25 protein-coding genes and 1 other RNA gene are annotated in these 26,736 nt (G+C 40.4%); 5 read left to right on the forward strand and 21 right to left on the reverse strand.

Annotation, left to right across the window (positions count from 1 at the left end; genetic code table 11):
• Window positions 1-227: 227 nt before the first annotated feature.
• The 3 genes from hpf to ADG03_RS08710 all read right to left on the reverse strand — a co-directional run bounded on the left by hpf (window position 228) and on the right by ADG03_RS08710 (window position 2,812).
• Window positions 228-770 (reverse strand): ribosome hibernation-promoting factor, HPF/YfiA family, encoded by a 543-nt coding sequence (gene hpf, locus ADG03_RS08700; protein WP_021154569.1) that lies wholly within the window; start codon window positions 768-770, stop codon window positions 228-230.
• Window positions 771-851: 81 nt separating this feature from the next.
• Window positions 852-1,517 carry a ComF family protein gene (locus ADG03_RS08705; protein WP_049473341.1) on the reverse strand — a complete coding sequence of 222 codons (666 nt, stop codon included), beginning with the start codon at window positions 1,515-1,517 and terminating at the stop codon, window positions 852-854.
• On the reverse strand, window positions 1,514-2,812 hold the full coding sequence (locus ADG03_RS08710) for an ATP-dependent helicase ComFA (protein ID WP_049473342.1): 1,299 nt from the start codon (window positions 2,810-2,812) through the stop codon (window positions 1,514-1,516). Before ADG03_RS08710 ends, ADG03_RS08705 begins: the two co-directional genes overlap by 4 nt.
• A gap of 55 nt (window positions 2,813-2,867) precedes the next feature.
• On the opposite strand from ADG03_RS08710, the gene ADG03_RS08715 reads away from it, so the two are divergent.
• The gene (locus ADG03_RS08715) at window positions 2,868-3,503 is read left to right on the forward strand and encodes a YigZ family protein (protein ID WP_049473343.1); all 636 of its coding nucleotides are present in this window, start codon (window positions 2,868-2,870) and stop codon (window positions 3,501-3,503) included.
• A 129-nt stretch (window positions 3,504-3,632) separates the two neighbouring features.
• Entirely contained in the window at window positions 3,633-4,556 is a 924-nt protein-coding gene (gene cysK / locus ADG03_RS08720; protein WP_049473344.1) for a cysteine synthase A, read from the forward strand.
• 50 nt (window positions 4,557-4,606) lie between these two features.
• Here the strand turns inward: cysK and ADG03_RS08725 are convergent, their stop codons facing one another.
• The 13 genes from ADG03_RS08725 to ADG03_RS08785 form a co-directional block, all read right to left on the reverse strand.
• On the reverse strand, window positions 4,607-4,972 hold the full coding sequence (locus ADG03_RS08725; RefSeq protein WP_049473345.1) for a S1 RNA-binding domain-containing protein: 366 nt from the start codon (window positions 4,970-4,972) through the stop codon (window positions 4,607-4,609).
• Window position 4,973: 1 nt separating this feature from the next.
• Window positions 4,974-6,374, reverse strand: a complete 1,401-nt coding sequence (locus ADG03_RS08730; protein ID WP_049473346.1) for a bifunctional Cof-type HAD-IIB family hydrolase/peptidylprolyl isomerase — start codon at window positions 6,372-6,374, stop codon at window positions 4,974-4,976.
• 44 nt (window positions 6,375-6,418) lie between these two features.
• The gene (locus tag ADG03_RS08735) at window positions 6,419-7,051 is read right to left on the reverse strand and encodes a response regulator transcription factor (protein ID WP_049473347.1); all 633 of its coding nucleotides are present in this window, start codon (window positions 7,049-7,051) and stop codon (window positions 6,419-6,421) included.
• On the reverse strand, window positions 7,048-8,064 hold the full coding sequence (locus ADG03_RS08740) for an envelope stress sensor histidine kinase LiaS (RefSeq protein ID WP_049473348.1): 1,017 nt from the start codon (window positions 8,062-8,064) through the stop codon (window positions 7,048-7,050). Before ADG03_RS08740 ends, ADG03_RS08735 begins: the two co-directional genes overlap by 4 nt.
• Window positions 8,061-8,756, reverse strand: a complete 696-nt coding sequence (gene liaF / locus ADG03_RS08745) for a cell wall-active antibiotics response protein LiaF (protein ID WP_003003865.1) — start codon at window positions 8,754-8,756, stop codon at window positions 8,061-8,063. The genes ADG03_RS08740 and liaF overlap by 4 nt, the downstream gene beginning before the upstream one ends.
• Window positions 8,757-8,875: 119 nt before the next feature.
• Window positions 8,876-10,744: a Stk1 family PASTA domain-containing Ser/Thr kinase gene (gene pknB, locus ADG03_RS08750; RefSeq protein WP_049473349.1), complete on the reverse strand. Its 1,869-nt coding sequence runs from the start codon at window positions 10,742-10,744 to the stop codon at window positions 8,876-8,878.
• On the reverse strand, window positions 10,741-11,481 hold the full coding sequence (locus ADG03_RS08755) for a Stp1/IreP family PP2C-type Ser/Thr phosphatase (RefSeq protein WP_049473350.1): 741 nt from the start codon (window positions 11,479-11,481) through the stop codon (window positions 10,741-10,743). Before ADG03_RS08755 ends, pknB begins: the two co-directional genes overlap by 4 nt.
• 21 nt (window positions 11,482-11,502) lie before the next feature.
• The gene (rsmB, locus tag ADG03_RS08760; protein ID WP_049473351.1) at window positions 11,503-12,816 is read right to left on the reverse strand and encodes a 16S rRNA (cytosine(967)-C(5))-methyltransferase RsmB; all 1,314 of its coding nucleotides are present in this window, start codon (window positions 12,814-12,816) and stop codon (window positions 11,503-11,505) included.
• Window positions 12,806-13,741, reverse strand: coding sequence for a methionyl-tRNA formyltransferase (gene fmt / locus ADG03_RS08765; RefSeq protein WP_049473352.1), 936 nt, complete (start codon window positions 13,739-13,741; stop codon window positions 12,806-12,808). Before fmt ends, rsmB begins: the two co-directional genes overlap by 11 nt.
• An 11-nt stretch (window positions 13,742-13,752) precedes the next feature.
• Window positions 13,753-16,161 carry a primosomal protein N' gene (locus ADG03_RS08770; RefSeq protein ID WP_049473353.1) on the reverse strand — a complete coding sequence of 803 codons (2,409 nt, stop codon included), beginning with the start codon at window positions 16,159-16,161 and terminating at the stop codon, window positions 13,753-13,755.
• Between the two features lie 64 nt (window positions 16,162-16,225).
• Window positions 16,226-16,540 (reverse strand): DNA-directed RNA polymerase subunit omega, encoded by a 315-nt coding sequence (rpoZ, locus tag ADG03_RS08775; RefSeq protein WP_003010339.1) that lies wholly within the window; start codon window positions 16,538-16,540, stop codon window positions 16,226-16,228.
• Window positions 16,541-16,565: 25 nt separating this feature from the next.
• Entirely contained in the window at window positions 16,566-17,198 is a 633-nt protein-coding gene (gene gmk / locus ADG03_RS08780; protein ID WP_049473354.1) for a guanylate kinase, read from the reverse strand.
• Between the two features lie 107 nt (window positions 17,199-17,305).
• On the reverse strand, window positions 17,306-18,913 hold the full coding sequence (locus ADG03_RS08785; protein WP_049473355.1) for a ribonuclease Y: 1,608 nt from the start codon (window positions 18,911-18,913) through the stop codon (window positions 17,306-17,308).
• Window positions 18,914-19,146: 233 nt separating this feature from the next.
• Between ADG03_RS08785 and ADG03_RS08790 the strand changes: the two genes are divergently transcribed.
• Window positions 19,147-19,629 (forward strand): S-ribosylhomocysteine lyase, encoded by a 483-nt coding sequence (locus tag ADG03_RS08790; protein WP_049473356.1) that lies wholly within the window; start codon window positions 19,147-19,149, stop codon window positions 19,627-19,629.
• Between the two features lie 77 nt (window positions 19,630-19,706).
• Here the strand turns inward: ADG03_RS08790 and ADG03_RS08795 are convergent, their stop codons facing one another.
• The 5 genes from ADG03_RS08795 to ADG03_RS08810 all read right to left on the reverse strand — a co-directional run bounded on the left by ADG03_RS08795 (window position 19,707) and on the right by ADG03_RS08810 (window position 23,696).
• Window positions 19,707-21,140: a cell division site-positioning protein MapZ family protein gene (locus tag ADG03_RS08795; RefSeq protein ID WP_049473357.1), complete on the reverse strand. Its 1,434-nt coding sequence runs from the start codon at window positions 21,138-21,140 to the stop codon at window positions 19,707-19,709.
• Window positions 21,141-21,151: 11 nt separating this feature from the next.
• A complete protein-coding gene (locus ADG03_RS08800; RefSeq protein WP_049473358.1) occupies window positions 21,152-22,309 on the reverse strand; it encodes a THUMP domain-containing class I SAM-dependent RNA methyltransferase in 1,158 nt (385 codons plus the stop codon).
• A gap of 66 nt (window positions 22,310-22,375) precedes the next feature.
• Window positions 22,376-22,741, reverse strand: an RNA gene (rnpB, locus tag ADG03_RS11095) — RNase P RNA component class B.
• Between the two features lie 16 nt (window positions 22,742-22,757).
• Window positions 22,758-23,099 carry a cell division regulator GpsB gene (gene gpsB / locus ADG03_RS08805; RefSeq protein ID WP_049473359.1) on the reverse strand — a complete coding sequence of 114 codons (342 nt, stop codon included), beginning with the start codon at window positions 23,097-23,099 and terminating at the stop codon, window positions 22,758-22,760.
• A gap of 69 nt (window positions 23,100-23,168) precedes the next feature.
• Window positions 23,169-23,696, reverse strand: coding sequence for an SLOG family protein (locus ADG03_RS08810; RefSeq protein WP_049473360.1), 528 nt, complete (start codon window positions 23,694-23,696; stop codon window positions 23,169-23,171).
• 64 nt (window positions 23,697-23,760) lie between these two features.
• Here ADG03_RS08810 and recU point away from each other — a divergent pair, with 64 nt between their 5' ends.
• Both recU and pbp1a read left to right on the forward strand, forming a co-directional pair.
• Window positions 23,761-24,354 carry a Holliday junction resolvase RecU gene (gene recU, locus ADG03_RS08815; RefSeq protein ID WP_003010355.1) on the forward strand — a complete coding sequence of 198 codons (594 nt, stop codon included), beginning with the start codon at window positions 23,761-23,763 and terminating at the stop codon, window positions 24,352-24,354.
• Window positions 24,355-26,469 carry a penicillin-binding protein PBP1A gene (gene pbp1a / locus ADG03_RS08820; protein ID WP_021154545.1) on the forward strand — a complete coding sequence of 705 codons (2,115 nt, stop codon included), beginning with the start codon at window positions 24,355-24,357 and terminating at the stop codon, window positions 26,467-26,469.
• Window positions 26,470-26,736 lie beyond the last annotated feature (267 nt).

The raw sequence follows: 26,736 nt of genomic DNA on the forward strand, positions 1-26,736 counted from the left end.
CCTGCACATTGGTTCGTCTTGTTCAGTTTTCAAAGGTCTTTGTCGCTCTCTCGCGACAACTATATTAGTATATCATGACCTAGCCTTACTGTCAACACTTTTTTTAAAAATTTTTTATTTTTTTGAAAGTTTTTTTACTTTTTTGGTTTATATAAAAAAATCAGGAGCATAAATGCTCCTGATTCCTCTATAATTTAATTGATGGTTTCAATCTCTTTTTTTGATCTCTATTCTTTTACTTCCAATAGACCAATATCTCCATCTTCTCTACGGTAGATCACATTTGTTGTGTTATCCTCTGCATCACGATAAATGAAGAAATCGTGTGCTAATAGATCCATTTGAAGGATCGCTTCATCTAAATCCATTGGTTCTAGATCAATTGTTTTTGAGCGAACAACTTTTTCTGTGGTTGCTGCTTCTTCTACAACTGCATCGGTAAACAATTTACCTGCACCAGATTTAACACGATTTTTCTTTTCGATTTTTGTTTTATTTTTACGAATTTGACGTTCAATTTTATCTACAACTAGATCAATTGAACCGTACATATCTTGAGAGACATCTTCTGCACGAAGTGTGATAGATCCAAGCGGAATGGTTACTTCTACTTTTGCGGTCTTTTCACGGTAAACTTTTAAGTTTACTCGAGCGTCTAGCTCTTGATCTGCCTGAAAATATTTTTCAATCTTTTCGAGTTTAGAAACGACATAGTCGCGAATGGCTTCTGTTACTTCTAGGTTTTCACCACGGATACTATATTTAATCATATTAGTACCTACTTTCTAAACATTATGTTTTTATTTATATGTATATTATAACGCTTTCATAAAGTTTTTGCAAATCTTTTTTTACCTTGCTATTGAAAATGTCTTTATTTCTTTCACACCTTTTTCAATTAGTAGGCGCTTCATTAATTCGATTGTTTTGCCCGTTGTGTAGACATCATCAAAGATAAGATATTTCTGCTTTTTTGAAACTTCTCCTTTTAATTGAAAGTTTTGAGAGGTTTTTAATCGTTCTTCTCTTGTTTTTTTTGATTGGGCTAAAGTGTCTTCTTTTTGGAATAGACTGTTATACTTTATCTCTACAAAATCTAGTATAGTCGATACTTGATTGAATCCTCTCTCCTGCTTTTTTTCATGGCTGATTGGAGTCGGTATTATCGTATAGCTTTTATACTTTTTCAAGGCTTTTTTGATGTCACATGCAAATACCATTCCTAATAAACGATCGCCTTCAAATTTATATCGCTTGAAATAGTCCTTCATTGCTGCATTATATCTATATAATGCTTCATGATCTACCATATTCCCCTTTTGTATCCAGTATTCGCAATCTTTACATACTTTCTCCTCCTTGTCTTTATAACATCTAGGACAATGGATTTCGCCAATTTGTTCGAAGTCTTCTTTGCATTCTTTACAAATCCATTCTTCTTGTTGATTCATAAAAATAAGGTCTGTGAAATGTTCACCAATTTTCAACTCTTTCGTACAAAGCAAACATTCTTTCAAAATCCAGCCTCCTGATTCATTTCCTTTATTTCTTTGATTGCTTTCTTCATTTCTCGTGTTACGCCTTCTGATAAAAAAAGTAGTTTACCTGTTGGTCTTTCTTTACTTCGACCGACTCTTCCTGAAATTTGTACTAGAGCACTTTTAGTAAATAATTTGTGATTACTTTCTAAAACAAATACATCTACAAACGGAAAAGTCACTCCTCTTTCTAGTATGGTTGTAGAGACTAGCATGGTTATGGCTTTGTTTCTAAACTCTTCTACTATTCGTAGACGATCTGTAGTCTGTGAGGATACAAAACCTACTGTTTCTTTGGGAAAGTATTTTTTTAAGTTCTCAGTGAATTGTTGTCCTAATTCTATTTCAGATACAAAGATTAACAATGGGTAGTGACTCTGTCTTTGTTTCTTGATCAGTTGCAATAGTTGGTAAGGGATTCTTCCTTTTTCTATTTTTTCTCTAATTTTCGGCACCCATTTTATTTCAGGGACCACTAGTGGGTTCCCATGAAATCTTCTTGGAAGACTATAACGAATGATTTCTTTTTTCTTAACCTTTTTATCTAACTCATCTGTAGAGGTTGCGGTTAAATAAAGGGTGTTCCCCTCTTTTTTTATTGCATTCTGAGCTGCTTTATATAAGATTGGATTGTCCACATAGGGAAAAGCATCTACCTCATCTATAATAAGGAGATCAAAGGCCTGATAAAACTTTAGCAATTGGTGGGTTGTAGCGATCACCAAGGGGGTTCTAAAATAGGGCTCCGATTCTCCATGAAGTAAAGAGATGTGGCAGGAAAAATCTTCCTTCATCCTTCCGTACAATTCTATACAGACATCAATTCTTGGGGTAGCAATACAGACTGCTTTTCCTGCCTTGATCGCAGTTGCTACAACCTGGTACATCATTTCCGTTTTCCCAGCGCCTGTCACAGCATGTACCAAGGCATTTTTTCCTTCTCTAACTGCTTTGATGAGACCATCTGATACCTCTTGTTGATAGGAAGTCAAGGTTCCTTTCCAGTTTAGCACCTCTTGTCCTTCAAAGTCTTGCTGTGCAATAGTATAAAGTTTTTGATCACTCCGGATCCTTCCCAATTGGATACAGGCTCTACAATACAACACCTCCTCACTCAACTTCCAAAGTTTTTGATCAATCAAACTGCCACATCGAAAGCATTGGTACCTTCCATTCTGTTTTTCCATAGCTGGAAGTTCTTGGGCAATTTCTTTCAGATCATTTGTCATTTGACTCTCTGTTAAGAGTCTTCCATAAGAATCTTCTATCTTCATACTTATTAATTCGCAAAAGTTGGAGAAAATCATTCTTTTTTTGTAAAATAAGAATATGGAATATGTTACATTTAAAGAGAACGGTACTGTTCAAGAAGAAATCAAAAAGTCAAAATTCATTTGTCATGTCAAGCGAGTCTCCTCTGAAGAGGAAGCTAGAGATTTTATCAACGCGATCAAGAAGGAACACTACAAGGCTACACATAACTGCTCTGCTTTCATCATTGGGGAACAAAGTGACATCAAACGGACCAGTGACGATGGAGAGCCTAGTGGAACAGCTGGAGTACCGATGTTAGGTGTACTGGAGAATCATCGCATCACTAATAGTTGTGTCGTGGTGACCCGCTATTTTGGAGGTATTAAATTAGGGGCGGGTGGTCTGATTCGCGCTTATGCTGGAAGTGTTGCACAAGCGGTTCGAGAAATCGGGTTGGTAGAAATCAAAGAGCAAGTTGTTCTTGGAATTACTTTGACCTATTCCCAATACCAAGAATTTGCTAATTTCTTAAAAGACCATCAATTGGCGGAACAAGATCCGATGTTCACAGATCAGGTGGGGACAACTATTTTTGTGGATAAAGAAAACACAAACTCTATTACAGCAGCTTTAGTCGAATTTTACAATGGCAAGGTCATTATTGAGGACCAAGGAATTCGCGAGGTTGAAGTGCCCCTACTTTCTGTATAAAATTAATCAAAAAAACTATCGGCAACGATAGTTTTTTTTTATCACACCCATAAAATTTCTATATTTTACATTCTTCTCACAAGGGACTATACTGGTTAGTATCAAGAAAACCTAGAACTGAGGTATATTATGGCTATTTATGAAAATATTACAGAATTGATTGGGAACACTCCGATTGTCAAATTGAACCGTCTTGTTCCTGAAGGAGCTGCAGATGTCTATGTCAAACTCGAAGCTTTCAACCCTGGGTCATCTGTTAAAGACCGGATTGCTTTGAGTATGATTGAAAAAGCTGAAGCGGACGGCTTGATCAAACCAGGTGATACCATTGTCGAAGCAACTAGTGGGAACACAGGGATTGGCTTGTCATGGGTTGGCGCAGCTAAAGGCTATAAAGTTGTGATTGTCATGCCTGAAACCATGAGTGTGGAACGTCGTAAAATCATCCAAGCCTATGGAGCTGAACTCGTTTTGACTCCTGGAAGTGACGGAATGAAAGGCGCTATCGCTAAAGCTGAAGCAATCGCTGAAGAAAGAAATGGCTTCCTTCCTCTTCAATTTGAAAACCCTGCTAACCCAGAGGTACATGAAAGAACAACAGGACAAGAAATCGTTGATGCATTTGGAAAAGATGGTTTAGATGCTTTTGTCGCAGGTGTTGGTACTGGCGGTACTGTTTCTGGTATTTCTCATACTTTGAAAAAGAATAATCCTGCTGTCAAAGTCTATGCCGTTGAGGCCAATGAATCTGCAGTCCTTTCTGGCGAAAAACCTGGACCACATAAAATCCAAGGGATTTCAGCAGGCTTTATCCCAAATACTTTAGACACTAACGCATATGATGGTGTTCGTCGCGTGTCTTCAGAAGAAGCTTTCGAACTTGCACGAGCTATCGGTGGAGCTGAAGGATTCTTAGTCGGTATCTCAAGCGCAGCCGCTATCTATGCTGCTATTGAAGTCGCAAAAGAATTGGGGAGCGGTAAAAAAGTTCTTGCTCTTGCACCAGATAATGGAGAACGTTACCTTTCTACTACCCTTTACGAATTTGAATAATTCTCTATATCAAAAAAACTTCGATAGGTTTCATCAACCCATCGAAGTTTTTATTTTTTTTCTTGTTTGCTAAAGAATACCTTTCCTTCTTTGACCCAGGTCGGCATCTGTTGAGCTAAGGGCGCAAAACCACTCTTGTGGCGGTCATTTGAAAAACGATGGTGTCGAACGCTTCGTTGTGGTATTTCTTCTAAGGTTCTCAAAGAAAGACTGGCTTTCTTAGAATATTCATCAACATCGATGACTTGGACAAAGACTTTCTCTCCAATCGAAAGAATATCATGAATATTACTTACATAACCACTTCTAATCTCTGAGATATGAATCAATCCCGTGATACCCGACTCTAGTTCGACAAAGGCACCATAAGGTTGAATACCTGTAATGGTTCCTTCTAACTTATCTCCAATTTTCATACTAGTCCTCAATTTCGACGGTTTCAATCACGACATCTTCTACCGGCTTATCCATCATCCCTGTCTCAACAGCCGCGATCTCATCCAACACAGCAAACGAAGCTTCATCCATCAATTGTCCAAATACGGTATGACGTTGATCTAGGTGAGGAGTTCCTCCTTCTGTCGTATAAATTTCGGCAATTTTTTCAGGCCAGCCACCTCGGACCAATTCTTTTTTCGAATATGGGAGATGTTGATTTTGTACAATAAAGAATTGGCTACCATTTGTGTTTGGTCCAGCATTTGCCATCGAAAGAGCTCCGCGAATATTGTACAATTCTTTTGAAAATTCGTCTTCGAAGCTCTCCCCATAGATGGATTCACCACCCATACCTGTACCAGTAGGATCTCCCCCTTGGATCATGAAATCTTTGATAATCCGATGGAAAATGACACCATCATAATAACCAGACTTTGCAAGAGCTACAAAGTTTGCAACTGTTTTTGGCGCTTGATCTGGGAACAATTGAATGTTCATCTTACCGTGATTGGTTTTGATCACAGCGACAGGACCGTCAGCCGTAGCAAGTTCTAACTGTGGTAACGTCAATTCTTTTTCAACCATATTTAACTCCTCTAAGGCATAGAATATGCCATCTTCTTCTAAATTCTTAGTGATATAATCAGCTTTTTCTTGTAACTCTGGAGCAGATTTTCCCATTGCGATACTAATTCCAGCATAATCAAATAGTTCTAGATCATTTAATCCATCCCCAAATACTAAAACATTCTCTGGCTTCAAGCCCAAATGTTTGACAAGATGAGAAACTCCTGAAGCTTTTGAAGCTTCAAAGCGAACAACATCTGACGAATGGGGATGCCACGAAACTAGGCGCAAATCCTCTTGCAAAGAAGGGGGCAACTCTAGCTCACTATCCTGTTCATCAAAGGTCCACATTTGGAAAATAGGTTCTTTCAGATGCAGATCTGGATCTACAGGTAAGTTGGGATAAATGATGTCAATAGCATCACTGATCAAGGGTGTCCGATTAGACAGGGCAGCTTGATGACTAGCCACTAACCCATAATCAATCTCGGATTTTTTGGCCCAATCTACAAAAGAAGAAACGATTGCTTCATTGATTGGTGATTGGTAGATCACAGTTCCTTTTGTATCTTCTATATAGGCACCGTTTAAGGTTACTAGAAAATCAGGCTTTAAGTCCATGATTTCAGGAACAACACCAAAAATCCCTCTACCGGTTGCAATCCCTGTTCGAATTCCTTTTTCTTTCAACTGATGAAAGACTTCTTTGACAGATTCTGGGATCAATCCAGTTTCTTTTGCACGTAATGTATCATCAATATCAAAAAAGACGATTTTAACTTTTTTGGCTTTATAACGTAATTTTGCGTCCACTTGTCTCCCCCTTATGATCACGCTCTATTATAGCATGTTTCCTTTTAAAAATCTTCTTGATTCACCAGATGGTGTCGAAAGGCATAGACGACTGCTTGCGTCCGATCACTGACTTCTAATTTCGATAAGATGTTGGAGACATGGGTCTTCACTGTTTTTAAAGAAATGAAGAGTTCATCTGCTATTCGTTGATTTTCATATCCTTTCGTCAATAAAGCCAGAATATCTCGTTCTCTAGCTGTCAAATCATCATGCAATTCAGCATGGTTCTTTCGTGACTCAACTTTTTGACTAACTTCTGTCTCAATTGCAAATTCTCCCTTTGCAACCTTCCGGACAGCCTGTAAGATCTCAGTTGCTGACGAGGTCTTTAAAATATACCCTTTTGCACCGGCATCTAAGACAGGGTAAATCTTTTCGTTATCTAAATAAGACGTCAAAATGACAATTTTAGCTTCCGGCCACTCTTTTAGGATGGCTAGAGTCGCATCGATTCCATTTAGCTCTGGCATCACAATATCCATGATGATGACGTCTGGTCTTTCTTTCAACGCCAAGTCCACCCCTTCTTGCCCATTTTGTGCCTCTAAGACTTGCTCAATATCGGTTTGCATGGACAAAAAGCTTTTCAATCCCAATCGGACCATTTCATGATCATCTACTAATAATACTTTCATACAGTTTCCTTTTCATTTTTATCTTTTACAAGGAGGGGAACGCGAATATCTACAGCCACTCCCTTTTGAGGACTCGTTCTTATTTTAATGGTTCCCGCCATGTCTTCTACACGTTCTTGAATATTTTTCAACCCATAACTCAATCGTTCCAATTTTTCCTGCTCAAAGCCGATTCCATCATCTACCATCCGTAAATGAAGTTGTTTTCCTTCCTGATGCAAAAAGACATCCATTTGTTGAGCTCTAGCGTGTTTCAAGGTATTGCTGACAATTTCTTGGACGATTCGAAATAGATGTTCTTCCATTTCTTTTGGAATGCTCACGTCATTATAATGGAAGACAACTGTTAGGTCACTCTTTTCCTTCAATTCTCTAAAAATCATCTCCATACCTTCTACCAAACTTTTTCCTTCCAATTCTGTAGGACGAAGATGTAGGAGCAAGACGCGTAAATCATTTTGGGCTGTACCCAGAATATCTGATACACCATTAAGTTGCTGCTGGATCTGACTTTTCTCTAACTCAAGGGCCTGGGCTGCCACTCCAGATAAAATCATATTGGCTGCAAACAATTCTTGACTAACCGTGTCATGTAGATCACGCGCAATTCTCTTACGCTCGATTTCCACAATTTCTTCCTCATTTCGCATCACACGATTTTCACTTTTTTGTAAATTTTCTTCTAGTCGAAGCAATTTGCTGTCCAATAAATCTAACTGTTGATTCAATTCTTTGGGGGCAATTTCTTTTCTCTGTGAAGCAGTCAGGATAGATTCTACCTTTTGTTGTACTGCATGAACCGTTACAAATTGCGTGATTTTAATAATTAAGACAACCAAAGCCGTCAATGCAAGCGTCAGACTAAAAACCAAAAATAGGAATGACTGAAGCAAGGAAAGATCTGAAAGAAGTTTGCCCCACTGAAAACCAACAAAATGGAAAATGGTATGACAAATGACCGCAACCACCATTAGGGAATAGAAATACAATAGGAGATAGTCTAATTTCTTCATGCGCGAATCACCTCAACATCCCCAACAATACCAACTAACACAATTTTTATAGAACGGTGCGATCTCCGATAATGTGCCGTTTCAATGTCTATGGTTTCATTCCTCATTTTACGGACAGGAAGATCCAAAAACTTCAGATCTCCATACAGGGTGTTAATTTGTAAATGCAATTCCAAATCAATCGGTAAGATAATTTTTGTATTTCCAAACCCTTTCCGAATGATCACTACATTGTCCCAATTGCAAATGGCTACCTCCTCTAAATGGAGGGTGTCATTCCCAAAAACTCGGATCACATTCAGATCTCGATACCCTCGACTTTGCTTTGAAAAATGTTGTAAATCACCAATCCATCGAGTTTTTTCCTGACGAATTTTCGTATCCTCTTCAACATCAAACACAACGGCTTCATTTTCCTTATACATATAAGGGTAAGCAATCAATAAACCATAAACCACCGCAAATAAAATGGCTGCAATCACAAAAGGATTCAGCATCACGATAAAAAACAATAGCACACTCAGCGCGATTAATAGAAAATTCGCTTTTTGTTTGCCAAAATAGTAATACAAAAGGAGCAAAAAGAGAACCATCAAGACAACAAATCTGGAAAAATCGATTGATAAAATGGTGATCGCTGCTAATGTTAACAAAACGGCTTCAACGAAAATAAAAATTTGTATTTTCCACATAGTCTACCTCATCTTTTCCTATTTTATCAAATTTTTCCTCATTTGACTTCCGTCTGTGGTTGGATAATAGCAGACAATCAAAAAGACCCAGAAATCCATCTGAGTCTTAGACTGATTTATTAATCTCCACTAGTTGCACTACTGCTTGAACTTTCTGTATCTGATCGTTCACCAGAGGATGAACTAGATGTATCAGAACTTGATGAGGCTTTCGTACTTGAAGAAGCTGTCACTTTAGGCTCATATACAGTCAAAACAATTCGTGTTCGGTTAATATCCACCGTACTCGAAACTTCTGGAGTTTGACTGACAATTTGACCTGCAGAAACAGATACTCCATCAGGGAGATGTTCTGTTTTTCTTAATTCGATATTGGCTTCTTTAATACCATAGATCTCAATCAAATTACTTCTAGCAAAATCATAAGTTGATCCAACATAGTTTGGCATTTCAATTGAAGTCGTTTCTTTCGCTACTTTCAAAACAATCTTAGTTTTTGAATTCAGAGAATATTGCTCTCCTGGAGCTGGAGTTTGTTCAAGAACTGTCCCTGCAGCATAATCGAAGGTCTCAACTTCTTCAATCGTGATCATTTTGCTTGATACTTTATAAGTATTTTTCAAATCTTCTTCTGCTTTTGCCCGTGTTTCACCCACGTAATTTGGCATTTCAAAGCTGTTTGGTCCTTTTGAAACAATCAAATCAATTCGACTTTGTTCTTTCTTTTGGGCCCCTGCATTTGGATTGGTTCGAATGACATAGCCTTCTGCAACCGAATCACTGTACTCTTCTTTCTCTTCACCGACTTGAAGGTCTTGTCCCTCAATAACCGCTCTAGCTTCGGCAATGGTTTTGCCGGAAACATCTGGAACGGTTTTATTGGCTGGGCTCATATACAACAAGAAAGTAAAGGCAGCAAGAACTAGGGCAATGGCAACAAACAAGACCTTGTAGCGCGCCCGCAAGCGTCTTCTTGGCTTTTTACTTGGTGCCATGGTCTGCTGGTCAGATAATGGTCGATTAGGATCTACCGAACTGATTTCACTGCGTACCTCAGAGATTGGAACAGGAGCCGTTTTTGGAGTTGGACTCACTTTTGGAAGAGTCTTTGTATCAGCTTTCGCTTGGTCTTCAAAAACCAGTTTTTTCTCATTTCTTCTCTCATAGGACAAGCAACTTGAAAGATCCACATACATCTCTGCCACTGATTTATAGCGATCCGTCAGTTTTTTAGCTGTCGCTTTGATCACTACATTTTCTAAAGCTTGTGGAACATTCTTATTTTCTTCACGAATAGATGGGAGTGGCTTTTGAAAATGCTGCAAAGCAATTGTGACTGCACTATCTCCATCATAAGGAATGTGTCCTGTCAACATCTCATAGAAAATGATTCCCATAGCGTAGATGTCACTTTGCACCGTAGCTTTTGAACCACGCGCCTGCTCAGGGGACAAATAATGAACCGACCCCAACATCGAGTTGGTCTGGGTCAAACTAGTCTCTGCAAAGGCCACTGCAATCCCAAAGTCTGAAACTTTTGCTGTTCCATCTGGTGTCAAGAGGACATTCTGTGGTTTTAAATCTCTATGGATAATGCCACGCGTATGGGCAAGACGCATAGCTAGAAGGATCTGCCCCATCAAACGAACAGCTTCTTCATTTGATAAAGGAGCATTTTCTTTGATATAGCGTTTCAAGTCTAAACCTGCAACATATTCCATTGCAAGGTATTGTTGTCCTTCTTCTTCGCCAATATCTGTAATCCGAACGATATTTGGATGGTCCAGCTCTGCCATCGCCTTTGCTTCACGCTGAAAACGCGCAACTGCAATGGGATCCGTCTGGTAATTCGTACGCAGTACCTTGACTGCAACTTCTTCCCCATCTAAAATCAAATCACGCGCAAGATAAACATCTGCCATCCCGCCGCGTCCAATTTGTTGGATGATTTTATATCGCCCGGCAAAAATTTTGCCGATTTGAATCATGCTGCGTCCTCCTCAGTAAAGTGGAGCAGTACAACAGTGATATTATCCAAGCCTCCAGCATTATTGGCAAAACGAATCAAGGTTTGAGCTTTTTCTTCCAGTGAAACATCACTCAAGACAATATCTCTGATCTCATCCGGACCAATCATATTGGTTAAACCGTCACTATTGATCAAAATATAATCATCTGCTTCAACCGTCACCAAACCATAATCCGGCTCCAACTCATCTTTTTGGCCAATGGACTGAGTGATGATGTTACGTTGAGGATGATGGGCTGCTTCTTCCTCTGTGATTTGACCTGCTCGCAAAAGAGCATTTACAAGAGAATGGTCACTGGTCAACTGCTGATATTCGCCCTGACGAATGAGGCCAATCCGCGAATCTCCAACATGGGCATAAATCACTTGCCCTTCTACAAAAGCCAAGGCTTCCAATGTCGTTCCCATTCCTTTGTGCTCATCATCTTGCCCAGCTAAATGGATCCGACGGTTCACAGCTTCTAAATGTTCTGCAAACCATTCCCGTACTTGATTAACCGTCTCGATCTCAGAAGAAACCCAAGCCGCACCTAGGTCTGTGACTGCCATTTCACTAGCAATATTTCCGGCACGGTGTCCTCCCATACCATCAGCAAGTAAAACCATCGGTTTTCCTGCCTTGTTTTTATATTGATTTGCATAGTCTTGGTTATTTGTCCGTCTTTGACCTACATCGGTTAAGATCGTAATATCCATACTGTCAGTTTCCTCCTGATATTATGAGATTCTCTTAAAACGACTGATAAAGAAGCCGTCGCTTCCATATAATTCGGGTGTAATAAGGATACAATCATTTTTAAGAATATCTTTTCTTTCGTGATCCAATGGGACTTGTTCGAAATTTGGATGGTTTTTCAAAAATTGGTCCACCACTTCAAAATTCTCTTTACCCATAATTGTACACGTACTGTACACTATTATACCACCTTTACGCACACTTTGACAAACACTATCCAGAATGGCCAATTGAATAGCTTGTAAAGATACAAAATCTGCACTCTCTTTATTGTACTTGATATCAGGCTTTCTCCGTATCAAACCAATCCCTGAACAAGGCGCATCCACCAAAATTTTATCGAAAGCATCAGGTCCAAATGTTTCAAAGACTTTTGTCGCATCTAACTTCTTTGTCAAAATTTTGTCCGCAACATGGAGCCGATTAGCATTTTCTTGAATCAATTTGAGCTTATGGTCATAGAGATCCAAGGCTGTGACTTTCCCAGTTGTGAGATAAGAAGCCAGGTGAGTCGTCTTTCCACCTGGCGCCGCACAGGCATCTAAAACCCACTCATCTCCTTGCAAATCCAAAGCCGGTGCCACCAATTGACTGGACTCGTCTTGAATAGTAATGCGCCCTTCTTTGAACAAGGAATGCGCTGCAAAATGTCCCTGTTCTTTCACGAGAGCGGACGGAGCAAGTAGAGAGGAGGTTGCTTCGAGTAGCTGAGCCAACTCTTCTTTTTCGTCTAGATCAATCACACGAATACTGGATTTATTACGCTGATAGAGACTCTTAAAAATAGCGCAAGCACGTTCCTCACCGTATTCTTCGATCAATGCTTTGACCAACCATACAGGTAGGGAATACTCTACCGAATAACGTTTGTTCTTTCGCTTGATCGTATCAATAGCTGGTAGCCCCTCGCGGAGGAGCTTTCTAAGAATAGCATTAACAAACTTCTCACTGCCTTCTTTTCGACGTTTTGCTATCCGAACAGCTTCATTGACGATGGCATGATCGGGAATGCGGTCTAAATAAACAAGTTGATACAAACTCATCATCAAAAGATAATAGAGCCAAGGATCCAATTTCGTCCGGTCTTCAATTACGTGGGCGAGATACCACTCGAGTGTTATCTTCCGTGCTACAGTACCGTATACAACTTCCGTAACAAAGCTTCTATCTTTATCTGAAAGTTGAGAGTGTTCTAGCGCTTGATTTAGGGCAATATTAGAATAAGCTCCCTGTTCAAAAACCTCTTCTAATACTCGAACGATCTGTTCACGCGCATTCATTTGTTTAACTTCCAAAGTGATCTCCTACTTTCAATTGACGGCCAGCGCCATTCAAAAAGTCTGTGATGGACATTTTTGGTTTTCCTGCTGGCTGCACAACTTTAAGGGACAATGCGCCTTCTCCTGCAGCGACCAGCAACTCTTTTTTGGTCAAAGCAATCACTTCTCCTGGATTTCCATTTCCTTCGCATAGTTCAGCTTCATAGACTTTTAAGCGTTGACCATTTAATAACGTATGAGCGACCGGCCAAGGATTCATTCCCCGAATCTGGTTAAAGACTTGGCGATTGGTTTTTGTCCAGTCCAAAACCTCTTCTTCCGGTAAAATATTCGGTGAAAATGTGACCAAACTAGGATCTTGTGGCCTTGGCTTGATCTCCCCTGCCAGGTAAGCTGGCAAAGTATCTAGGAGTAAGTCACGTCCAAGGACTGCCAATTTTTCAAACAAAGTTCCCACATTGTCCTCATCTAAAATTGGGAGAGAACGAGCTGCAATCATGTCTCCGGCATCCATTTCCTTGACCATTTCCATAATTGTAACCCCAGCTTCTTCGTCACCATTGATCAGGGCATAGTGAATGGGAGCTCCACCTCTATATTTAGGTAATAAAGACGCGTGGACATTCACCGCAAACTGAAAGTTCTCCAACAATTTTGTCGGTAAAAATTGTCCAAAAGCAGCGGTCACAATTCCATCTGCATCCAGTGATAAGAGAGTTTCCATTTCTGGACTACCCGATAATTTCTCCGGCTGAAGAACCGGTAGTTGATATTCCAAAGCTACCTGCTTCACCGGGGTCATTCGAATCTCTTTTTTGCGACCTACTTTGCGGTCTGGTTGAGTCACAACTGCCAAAATTTCATAGCGCGAATCTGCTAACAATCCCTTTAAAACCGTCGCTGAAAAATCAGGCGTTCCCATAAAAATTAATTTTGTCATTTCTTTCTTCCTTACATAAAACTTTGAGGTTCATTATCAATACTGACACGGAGATCTTGGTTGCCTCTTTCTTGCGTAAATTCTAAGATTTGATTCAAGACCTGTGTCATGCCTTCTTCAAAACGATATTTCACAATGATTTGATAATGATACAAATTATGTGTACGTGCAATTGGTTTAGGTGTTGGTCCTAAGATTTGGACCTGATCAGATAAGCCAGATCGGAGAATTTCCATGACCTGATGTGACTTCTCCATCACAATTTCCTCACTCTTATGGGATAGGGTTAACCCAACTGTGAAGTAATAAGGCGTATAGCCTAACTGCCGGCGAATCTGCATTTCATAGGCAAAAAAGCCTTCATAATCTTGGTCTTTGGCAAATCGAATCGCATAATGATTGGGGTTGTAGCTTTGAATGATAACCTCTCCTTCTTTCTCTGCTCGTCCGGCCCTTCCTGCCACCTGAGTCAAGAGTTGAAAGGTTCGCTCTGAGGATCGATAATCCGGTAAATTTAAAGAAGTATCCGCATTCAAGACACCCACTAAGGTCACATTTGGAAAATCCAAGCCCTTCGCAATCATTTGCGTCCCTAACAAAATATCCGCTTCTCCATTCCCGAAAGCATCTAATATCGCTGCGTGGCTCCCTTTTTTTCGAGTGGTATCCACATCCATGCGCAAAATTTTAGCTTCAGGAAAGATCTCTTGTAATTCATCATAGGCTTTTTGCGTTCCTGTCCCATAATAGCGAATGGAAGGACTTTGGCAATTTGGACAGTGTCGAGGAATCGCCTTGTTATAGCCACAATAATGACAGTTCATGGTTTTAGTATCCATGTGGAGGGTCAGTGAGATATCACAATTGGGACAAGTATCTACAGTTCCACACTCGCGACACATGACAAAGCTGGAATAACCACGGCGGTTCAACATCAAGACAACCTGCTCTTTTTTCTGCAAGCGATCAGCAATAGCTTCCACTAGAACCGGAGTGAAATTACCAGCTTCATTTTGGCCAATATAATCACGGAAATCAACGACTTTAACTTCTGGAATTTTGGCTGCCGGATTGGCCCGCTGGGTTAGACGAATTAATTCATAAACCCCTTTTGTTGCACGAGCCCGTGATTCTAAACTTGGTGTAGCAGATCCAAGAAGCAAGACTGCTTGATTGTACTGAGCCCTTAGGACTGCGACCTCCCTTGCGTGGTAGCGTGGGTTACTATCTTGTTTGTAGGAAGCCTCATGCTCCTCATCAATGATGATGGCTCCGATGTTTTTTAAAGGAGCAAAGATGGCTGAGCGTGCTCCAACGACTACCTTGGCCTCCCCACGTTCAACTTTCCGCCATTGATCATACTTCTCACCGTTTGATAAACCCGAGTGCAGAATGGCTACTTCCTGGCCAAAACGCGAGATAAAACGATCCGTCATCTGTGGCGTCAGGGAAATCTCAGGGACCAACATAATAGCCGTTTTCCCCTTATTTAGAACTTCCTGAATAATCTGCAGATAAACTTCTGTTTTCCCGCTTCCAGTCACACCTTCTAATAAAAAAGGCTTTGATATTTTCCCAATTTGAGAAACTACTGTTTCGACAGCTTTTGCTTGCTCTGAATTTAAAAGCAGGGCCTGGGTCTGTTCTTTTCCTTCATAATATGCAGCCGCCCGATTCACTTCTCGTTCTGTAATTTCTAAAACACCCTGATCAATAAAATAAGCCACTACTTCTCGTGAAAAATCCTGATACAATCCTGCTAAGGGTTGCTCCCCTTGCTCTAGCAACAGGCGTTCTTTCAATGCTAGTCTTTTTTTAGCTCTCACAGTCGGTTGCAGTTCTTTTAATCGTTCCTGGTTAACGCGATACCATTTTTCTGTTTTAATTTGTTTCTTATCCTTGGCCTTGTATTCAAGTACCAAATCACCTTTTCTGACCAACCGCATCACTTGGGCTTGATCGGCCGCATCTAGAGAAGAAAAAGAAACTTCATTTTTTTCACCAAAAAGTTTCTTTTTGAGAGTTGGATCCAAAGATGGTTGAGGATACAAAATCTTGTCATAACTGGAATTAAGAAGTGAGGGAAGCATGGCTTTTAAAATCGTTATTTTGTAGGAAAAGACACTTTTTCGCAATTGATCTGCCAACCAGAACTGCTCTTGATTTAAGACAGGAGTGTAGTCTAATACCTCTCCAATCGCCTTCAATTCCTCGCTTGTATCTGCCTCTTCTACAACGTCTACCACAATCCCTTGAATGAGGCGATTCCCTTTACCAAAGGGGACATGAACTCGCATTCCCGCCTCAACCATATCTTCAAATTCTGATGGAATCTGATAGGAATAGGGTTTATCCGTCTGCATCAATGGAACATCTACGATGACTTTTGCTATCACTTTTTCACCTCCAGCCTCTATCATATGAGCTTTACTTTATCACGGAACCCTTTAAATAGCAAAAAATAAGATTGAGAAGCCCCCAACCTTAAATTTTTTCACCATCTTCTTTTTCTTTGGCAATTTGTTCCTTAATTTTACGCTCTTCTTCTTCTTTGCGGATTCGCTCTGCTTCAATCCGACGACGAAGCGCTTCACGTTTTGCTTCTGGATCCGGGTGAACAACTACGTTTCCTGACTCGATTTCTTCAAGCGCTTGTAATGTTGATTTGACCGATTGGAATTCTTGAGTTGGCACTGCACCACTTTCCAATTCGTGGGCCCGTTTTGCCTCAAGTATGACCAATGAGTATTTTGAGGGTACTTTGTCAAGCAATGTATCAATAGAAGGTTTTAACATCATATTCCTATACCTAATTTCTAATTATTTATCTCTTCACAATAGTTTGTGTTTTTGGTAACATATCCAGATAATGCCCAATGACACGGTCTACACGGAAATGTTCTGCTTCGATCACACGTTTGACACGTTGAGCAGCAAGAGGAACTTCATCGTTCACAATTGCGTAGTCATATTCACGCATCATGGCGATTTCTTCTTTTGCTTTTTCAATCCGTTGCGCAATGACTTCTGCACTATCTGTTCCGCGTCCCACTAATCGATCTTGTAATTCATCCAAATCAGGCGGGGTTAAGAAGATAAAAACTGCATCTGGCACTTTTTTCTTTACTTGGAGCGCACCTTGAACTTCAATTTCAAGGAATACATCGATTCCTTTGTCCAAGGTTTCATTCACATAGGTTAAAGGAGTCCCATAGTAATTTCCAACGTACTCAGCATACTCTAACATTTGCCCTTGACGGATCAAATCTTCAAATTCTTCACGTGTACGGAAAAAATAATCGACACCATCCACTTCACCTGGACGTTGTGCACGCGTCGTCATCGATACAGAATACTGAAACTGATTGTCCGAGTTTTCAAAAATTTCTCGTCTGACCGTTCCTTTTCCAACCCCTGAAGGGCCAGAAAATACAATTAATAAGCCACGATCCGCCATGATTTCTCCTTCAATGTCTTTCTATCTAGTGTAACAAAAATCGGCCTAATTTTCAACTGATTTTTTTCATTCAAAAAGCTTGAGATGCTAGATCTCAAGCTTTTCGTTTATTTTGCGTAATCTACTGCACGCAATTCTCGAATAACGGTAACCTTAATGTTTCCAGGATATTCAAGATTTGACTCTATCTTCTCACGAATATCATGAGCTAAGATCGTCACTTTATCATCCTTGATTGCCTCAGGGCTCACCATAATACGGATTTCACGTCCTGCTTGAAGGGCGAAACTTGTCTTAACTCCTTCAAAGCTGTTTGCAATTTCTTCAAGATCTTGCAAACGCTTGATGTAACTTTCAAGTGACTCACTTCGTGCTCCAGGTCGAGCCGCACTCAAGGCATCAGCTGCAGCGACAATGACTGCGATAACACTTTCAGGTTCCACATCTCCATGGTGACTGGCAATAGTATTGACAACCACTGGGTGTTCTTTATACTTACGTGCCAATTCTGTCCCAATCTCAACGTGACTTCCTTCCACTTCACGGTCAATCGCTTTACCGATATCATGCAAGAACCCTGCACGTCGTGCCAAAGTAGCATTTTCACCCAACTCACTGGCAATAATACCAGAAAGTTTGGCAACTTCAATGGAGTGACGCAAAACGTTTTGACCATAAGATGTACGGAATTGCAACCGTCCCATGATTTTCATCAAATCTGGATGGAGGTTTGGCGCCCCGATTTCATAAGCAGCGGCCTCACCGTATTCACGAATACGATTGTCAATTTCCTGACGGTTCTTCTCAACCAGCTCTTCGATGCGGGCTGGATGGATGCGACCATCTTTGAGAAGGCTCTCCATTGTCATACGGGCAATTTCACGACGAATCGGATCAAACCCTGACAAGGTCACCACCTCTGGCGTATCATCGATAATCACATCGACACCTGTTAAGCTCTCAAAGGTACGAATATTGCGCCCTTCACGACCGATGATGCGCCCTTTCATACTATCATCTGGCAAATGAACTGTTGAGTTTGTTTGCTCAGCAACAAAATCACCAGCCATTCGCTGCATGGCTTGCACAAGAATGTCTTTTGCAATTTTATCAGAACGTTCTTTCACTTCCAGTTCTGCTTCACGAATTCGTGATGCAATTTCTTTTGAAAGTTGATCTTCCGTCTGATTCAAAATAATGTCACGCGCTTCTCCTTGACTTAGAGCAGCGACACGTTCCAGTTCTTCTACTTTCTTGTGTTCAAGCTCTTCCAGCTGTTGTTCACGCGTATCAATGTGTTTAGTTCTATCTGTAAGACTTTGCTCTTTGTGTTCAAGAGACTGTTCTTTGCTTGTTAAAATGTCGTCTTTGCGATCAAGATTGCTAGCACGTTCTGCCAAACGGCTTTCTAATTGCTTCAATTCTTGTCGTTCTGACTTAAACTCAGCATCGACCTCTTCACGATATTTTCTGGCTTCTTCCTTTGCCTCCAAAAGTGCTTCTTTTTTAAGTGAACTTGACTCATGCTTCGCCTCTTTTAAAATCAAATCGGCTTCACGTTCTGCCTGTCCACGTAAATTCGTTGCTTCTTGTTCAGCATTTAAAAGGGTGAGTTCCGCAGCTTCTTTTGAAGCTTTCATTTTAAGAGCAGTTCCCACATATCCAATGACTAAACCAATGACCGCGGCAAAAACACCTGTAATTACAAAATTCATGCTTTTACCCCAAATCTATTTAATTAGTTGAATTAAAAATTCTTTTACATTTTACCATAAATTACTAAAATTAACAATCTAAAAAAACAGGAAAAACCTTTTATATTTTTGCTTAGCCCTTATTCTTTTATCTACGTTTCTTTCATGGAACACCTGCGAGAAATTCATCTATTTCCACTTTGTTGAATCTGCTTTTTATGCTATAATCAAGAAAAACAAAGAAGGATTTGAGTATGACAAAAGAAGTAATTGTTGAAAGTTTTGAATTGGACCACACAGCCGTGAAGGCTCCTTATGTGCGCTTGATTGGTGAGGAAACTGGACCAAAAGGAGATATCATCTCTAACTTTGATATTCGCCTAGTGCAGCCGAATGAAAATGCGATTCCAACGGCAGGGCTCCACACAATAGAGCATCTTCTTGCGATGCTCATTCGCAAACGCATAGATGGTATGATTGACTGTTCCCCATTTGGATGTCGCACCGGTTTTCATATGATCATGTGGGGACAGCATTCAAGTTCGGAAATTGCTAAAGTGATTAAAGAATCTTTAGAAGAAATTGCATCTGTCAGCACTTGGGAGGATGTCCCAGGCACAACCATTGAGTCTTGTGGAAATTACAAGGATCACAGTCTCTTCTCAGCCAAAGAATGGTGTCGCCTGATTCTAGATCAAGGAATTTCGGACGATCCATTTGAACGTCATGTTGTTTAAGACTCAAAAAAGGATGAACCTGTGGTTCATCCTTTTTTCTTGTCATTTTTCCCAGAAATAGTATACTTGCTCAGGCATTAATAATCCAGAGCATCTGAATGACCTTTTCCGTTCCCTACGAAATAACCAGTCTTGGCATTGATACTAAAGAGATAGGTTCCATCTGGTTTAAAAAGGTTGTAATAGCCATTACCGTTAATGATATTAACACGCTCTAAAATGTATTGATTGCCAGTGATATGTCCACGTTTACGAGCAATGTTCAATACTTTTTCAAGGATACCATCCCCAAACACCCAAGCCGGGTTATTGACATCATTGATAGCTGCTTGGTTATACGGCACACGGCTCAGGTTCCGCTGAAGTGGGACACCATCGCTTGGAAGACCGTAACCTGAATAGCCTGGACTTGCAGTTCCTGCACCACTTGTAGCAGCATTTACAGCCGGGGCTGTAGGCGTTGCTGCTTGAGCTGGGGCCGGAGTTGCATTGGAAGTATCTGCACCACCTGTTCCTGTCACTGGAGCTGGTGTCGCAACCTGTTGTGAACGTCCTTGCGCAACTGCCTCATTCAATAAGCTATCTAATTTTTCATTGCCTGTCTTTGTTTCTGCAAAGGTCGCATCACTTTTTGCTTTGGCAGTTGCATCAAGAACTCCATCTTTGATCACAGGAGAACTGAATTGAGAATTCACTTTTTGAATGGCAGAAACTTGCTTCACAAGATCTTCATATTTTGTTTTAGCCGCATTATAATCACTGCTTCCTTCTAATTTGTCCAGCAGTTTCTTCAGATTTTCCAAGTCTCCGAATTTATCATTTTTTAGCCCACTTTTCGATTCGTCTACAAAAAAGGCATCGTAAGCTTTGGTAAACTCTTCCAATTTTTGAGCTTGTGTTTCACTGCTACTTGATTTAGAAGTAGAAGATGACTTGCTAGATGAAGACGATACAACTGTTGTACCACCAGATTTTCCACGACTGTGCATCCAGTTATAGGTCACAAAAATGGCCGAACCGACAATCGCAAGACCTAATGCAGAGTATAGAACCGCTTTGATTCGTTTACCAGCATTGCTTGGAGTTTCCTCAGGAAGGTCCTCTGCTTCTACAATTGGTTCGGTTGGTGTTGGTCCAAATTTAATCTTAGCTGGTAATTCTGTTGAGATGGCATCCATTTCAGGCCTTTGTTCCAAGACCGTTTCCGGTACTTCCGTTACTTCCGGTACTTCCACTACTTCAGCAACTTCAGCAACTGTTTCTGCAGCTGCCAACTCTTCAGCCTTAGCCAATTCCTCTTTGGCCAAAATCTTTGTATCGTATTTTTCTGCTTCAATTTCTGCTCGGTGTTGTTTGATGTATTTGTCTAAGACATTATCACCTTCAGTGACACCTGCCTCGATTTCTTCTGCTTTTCGATTGGCCTGCCCAATCGTCATCTCTTTAGCATCTTCAAACTCTAAAATTGATTCTGTTTCTTGCTCTAATGGCTTTTTATCCTTCTCTGTCATAAAAATCCTTTCTATGCCTTAATCTGCCGTTTTACTCGTTCCCCAAAATATTGGTAGAGATCAACTTTTAGGGTTCCGTTATAAAGTTTTCGTTTTTTATCTGCTTTACTACCGAATTTAGATTCAAAACCTTCATCACTGGTTAAGATAAATTTACTCCAGGTTTTGAGAGGTGCAAATACGTGCCCCATTTCAGTATACAATTTCGTCACACCTTCATCATCGGATAAGCGTTCTCCATATGGAGGGTTGGAGATAATCACCCCGTTGATCTTATCTGAGTGAAGATCTTGGACTCGCATCTGTTTGAAAGTAATGTCACTGCTAACGCCCGCTTTCTGGGCATTTTCTTTGGCAATCTCAACCATCCGTGCATCGATATCGGTTCCCATAATATCCAATTCGATCTCGCGATTGATTTTTCTGCTTGCTTCTTGACGGACTTCATGAATCAAGCGATCATCCATCCAGTTCCATTCTTCAAAAGAAAAGGTCCGACGTAAACCAGGTGCCATATTTCTCGCAATCATCGCTGCCTCAATACAAAACGTTCCAGAACCACATGTCGGGTCAATCAAGGGTTTATCTGGATACCAGTTTGACAGCAGAAGAATTGCTGCTGCCATATTTTCCTTAATAGGGGCTCCCCCTTTTTCAGTCCGATAACCACGTTTGAAGAGGCTACTACCAGTGGTGTCAATCAAGACAGTGGCTTGGTCTTTAAGGATCGATACTTCGATCTTGAACTCTGCCCCATTTTCCATGAGAGGAACACCTTCTGGTCGGGCATAGTGTTTTTGTAACTTTTTAACCACTGCTTTTTTCGAAATGGCCTGAACGCTAGGTTCATTATGGAGTTTTGATTTGACACATTTAGCCTTAGAAATAGGAAAACGTGCTCCTAAAGGCAAATAATTTTCCCAATCCAAAGCAAAGACACCTTGAAAGAGTTCTTCAAAGGTTTTGGCTGGAAAAGTCCCAACCACAATTTTTACTCGATCAGCCGAGCGCAACCAGAGATTGGTCTCTATGATTGCTCGACGGTCTCCTTGAAATCGAACCCGTCCATTTTCAACCTGGCAATCGTAACCGAGATCGCGTAGTTCTCGACCAACAACAGCCTCTATGCCAGCAGCGGCCGTTGCAATCAATTCAAATTGTTTTTTCATCTTATTCCTATCACTTTAAAAAAGGAGGTTGAGATCTCTCTCCACCTCATCAACCTATATGCAATTTTCTATAAGCCATGTTTTGTTCCAGAAATGACTAGGTACCATTTCCTTCGATAATCATCTGTCTACTGTTTCCAGTCAGAATGCTATGTTCGTTTCCACGCATTCCATGCCCCGACCAAAGTTTGGGTTGCTAGCTTGAGGGGTTTACCGCGTTCCACTTTTTAGGTTTCCCTAAAAACTACGTCACTGTGGCACTTTCAGAGCTACTAGAGCTTATCCTTAGACTTAGCTCCTTCACTCGCCGTAACTTGAATACCAAGTCCCTAGGCTTATGGATTCACCTAGCACAAACACTACAGGCATCACAGCCTGTGCTAGCATGGACTTTCCTCATGAGAGCATTCTCCCACGCGATTATCCAAAAATTGCACGATCTATGGGATTAATAATCGCGATCTACGATCTGTTTCCCAAAAACTTCTTTTTCCAAACGATTGAGTCGCTTAAGAATATCAAAGTTCGTCGCTGTTGTCACTTGCGGGAATTCTTGCGTAGCTGTACTAGCAATTGGAGATGTTTGTGGTGTTTCCTGTGCTTTTTGGGCAAGTTCTTCACGAAGGCGTGCGTTTTCTTCACGCAATTCCTTCACCAAAGCAGCATAGGTTTCATAGTCTTTTATGACATCATCCAAAAATTCATTTACTTCATCTTTACTATAACCACGAACTTCTCGTTTGAAATCTTGATCAAAAATATCTTTCGCAGTAAAAATAATACTTGCCATTACTCTCTCCAATCTAGTTCATCATCTCAATTATATAAAAAATTGGTAAGAAAAATCAAGGTATAACACTTAGTTTTCGTAAAAATTTTCAGCAAGTTCATTTAAGTCATCAAAACTTAATTCTTTGACATAAAATAGTTCTTTTTCTCGCATCATTTTGTAAAGATACTTTAAATTGGTTTCATTTTCTGGATCATAAAAAACATAAGCTCCATCCGCGTTATCTATCAAAAACTGATTGTATTCTTTTAGTTGACCCGGATTGCTATAGTGTGGATAGGCATATTTCACGAAATCCACCTGTTTGAAGCGTGCTAATAATTCCTGATTGCTTTCATTCCAATTTTCGCCAACATTCTCAAATAGGAAGATCGTCGCCATTTGAAAATCGTAATCTTTTTTTAATGCAAAGGCGACCTCTAGTACCCAAGCCTCAAATCCCAAATTACCAGAAAAGACCAGCCATTTCACTCCTTCTTCAAATAGACGACGAAGATCTCTTTCAATGGCTTTTTTGATAATGGTCAGTCGAGGGTCTTTATTGGAAAAGACTCCCACATCAAAACTCTTATAACCTGCAACAAGTATGGTATTCATTTTTTCCTCATTATTCTAATTTATGATATAATAGAGTGATGTAATTGTACCAATAAGGAGAACTATGGTCAACTATCCACATAAAGTAGCCAAAAAAACCTTGGTCTCTACACAAAGGAAACATCCAGTCGACTTTGCGAATCGTGGGATGACATTTGAAAAAATGATCAATGAAAGCAATCAATACTATCTTTCTCGAGGTCTAGCAGTCATCCATAAAAAACCAACACCGATTCAAATCGTGAAAGTGGATTATCCACGTCGCAGTCGGGCAAAGATTGTTGAAGCCTATTTCAGGCAAGCCTCAACGACGGACTATTCTGGAGTATACAAGGGACGCTATATCGATTTTGAAGCGAAGGAAACACAGCAAAAGCAATCCATGCCGATGAAAAATTTTCATCAACATCAAATCGATCATATGGAGGCAGTTGTTCAGCAAGGCGGTATCTGTTTCGTTCTCTTGCATTTTGCAAAGTTGAGTGAAACCTACTTACTTCCTGCTCCTGCATTAATTCACTATTACAACATCGATCATGGTAGTAAATCCATGCCCCTCTCCTATATTCAGGAGCACGGCTTTCTAGTAGATAAGAATCGTCTTCCAAGCGTTCCTTATCTTGATATTATCGAACAGAAACTTCTAGGCGGTATTTAAATGAATAAACAAACAGTCATTCAATGGTTGAAATATGTTGCCATCGCAGCCATTTCATTTTTCTTACTTTTATTTGTCCTCGGTGGACTGATATTTAGTTACTATGCTATGAAAGCACCAACCTTGTCTGAAAAAGATTTGGTTGCAACAACATCTAGTAAGATCTATGACAACCAAAATAACTTGATCGCGGATTTGGGAGCTGAGAAACGAATCAATGTCACAGCCAATGAAATCCCTACTGATTTGGTCAATGCTATCGTTGCGATTGAAGACCACCGTTTCTTCAATCACCGTGGGGTCGACATCATTCGGATCGGCGGTTCCTTCCTTCACAACTTACGAGGAGGAAGTCAAGGTGGGTCAACCTTGACGCAACAATTGATCAAGTTAACCTATTTCTCCACTTCAGCCTCTGACCGTACCCTCTCTCGTAAGATCCAAGAAGCTTGGTTAGCAACCCAACTAGAAAAGAAAGCAACCAAACAAGAAATCTTGACCTATTACGTCAATAAAGTATTTATGGCGAATGGGAACTACGGAATGCAGACAGCTGCGAAAAGTTATTACGGAAAAGATCTAAAAGATCTTTCGCTCCCTCAATTGGCACTCCTTGCGGGGATGCCCCAAGCACCAAACCAATACGATCCATACTCCCATCCTGAAGCAGCGCAACAGCGCCGAAACTTAGTATTAAAAGAAATGCTCGATATGAAGACCATTTCTAACAAACAATACGAAGCAGCGGTCAATACACCTGTTACAGATGGTCTGCAAAGTCTCAGTTCTTCAAGCAGTTACCCAGCCTATATGGATAATTACCTAAAAGAAGTGATCGAGCAAGTCGAAGAAGAAACGGGCTACAATTTGTTGACAACCGGAATGGATGTCTATACAAACGTGGATACAGAAGCTCAAAAGAAACTATGGGATATCTACAATACAGATGAATATGTCAATTACCCGGATGATGAAATGCAAGTAGCTTCTACCGTTATTGATGTCAATACTGGTAAAGTCATTGCTCAGCTGGGTTCTCGTCACCAATCCAGCAATGTTTCCTTTGGTACAAACCAAGCGGTTGAAACGAACCGTGACTGGGGTTCAACAATGAAACCAATCACAGATTACGCACCAGCTCTTGAACATGAGGAATATACCTCTACAGCAGCTACTACAACAGATGCGCCATACAACTTCCCTCATTCATCAACGCCTGTCTACAACTGGGACCGTTCATACTATGGTAGCATGTCCATTACCTACGCAATTCAACAATCTCGTAACGTGCCTGCGGTGAAGGCCCTGGAAAAAGTTGGTCTTAAACAAGCTAAGAAATTCCTCAATGGATTAGGGATCGATTACCCAGAAATGGTTTACGCCAACGCTATCTCGAGTAACACTAGCGATTCTAGCAACAAATACGGAGCCAGCAGTGAGAAAATGGCAGCTGCCTATGCTGCTTTTGCCAATGGCGGTACCTATTACAAACCATCCTATGTTAGTCGGGTTGTCTTTAGTGATGGCACAACCAAGGAATTTGAGTCCGAAGGAACTCGTGCAATGAAAGCAACAACTGCCTACATGATGACAGATATGATGAAGACAGTTCTCTTGTCTGGTACCGGTACAAATGCTGCCATTTCGGGAATCTACCAAGCTGGTAAGACAGGTACATCAAACTATGCTGATAACGAAATCGGTAAATTGACAAAAAATGCTTATTCAAATATTGTAACACCGGATGAATTGTTTGTAGGCTACACTCCTGAATATGCCATGGCAGTATGGACAGGTTATTCCAATCGCTTTACACCAGTATTGGATAATGGAATACAGGTCGCAACGGATGTCTACCGTCAAATGATGCTCTATCTTGCTAATAATAATAACTCTGGTCATACGGATTGGACGCAACCAAGTGGACTGTATCGAAGTGGTTCTTATCTCTACTTAAACAATGGTAAGAACAACTACAATAACTACTACTATGAGCCAAGTTATTCCACTGATCAGTATTCGTATGAAGAACCATCGTCTAGCTCTTCGAACGAAGAAAATCAATCTAAACCATCTGAGCCTTCTTCGCAAGACTCTAACAATCATAACGAATAATAGAATGGAGAAGTCGGGCTTTTGCCCGGCTTTTTTTAAAACAATGGTTAAAAAACCAGAACGAATAAAATCTGATTTATTTAGTTAGACTTCCCAGCTTTTTTATTTTTGAGTATATAAAAAAAAGAGCCTTTCGGCTCTTATTAGAATGTAGACAAACTATTTTAAAGCAAAATAAGTTAAGTGATTCTGCAAAAAACAAAATTGAGTTCCAATATTTAAATCGATTTAAGAAAATACTGAAACTTTCCGCTGTGAGAAAAGTGC

The organism is Streptococcus parasanguinis (assembly GCF_001069785.1).
GTDB classification, from domain to species: domain Bacteria; phylum Bacillota; class Bacilli; order Lactobacillales; family Streptococcaceae; genus Streptococcus; species Streptococcus parasanguinis_T.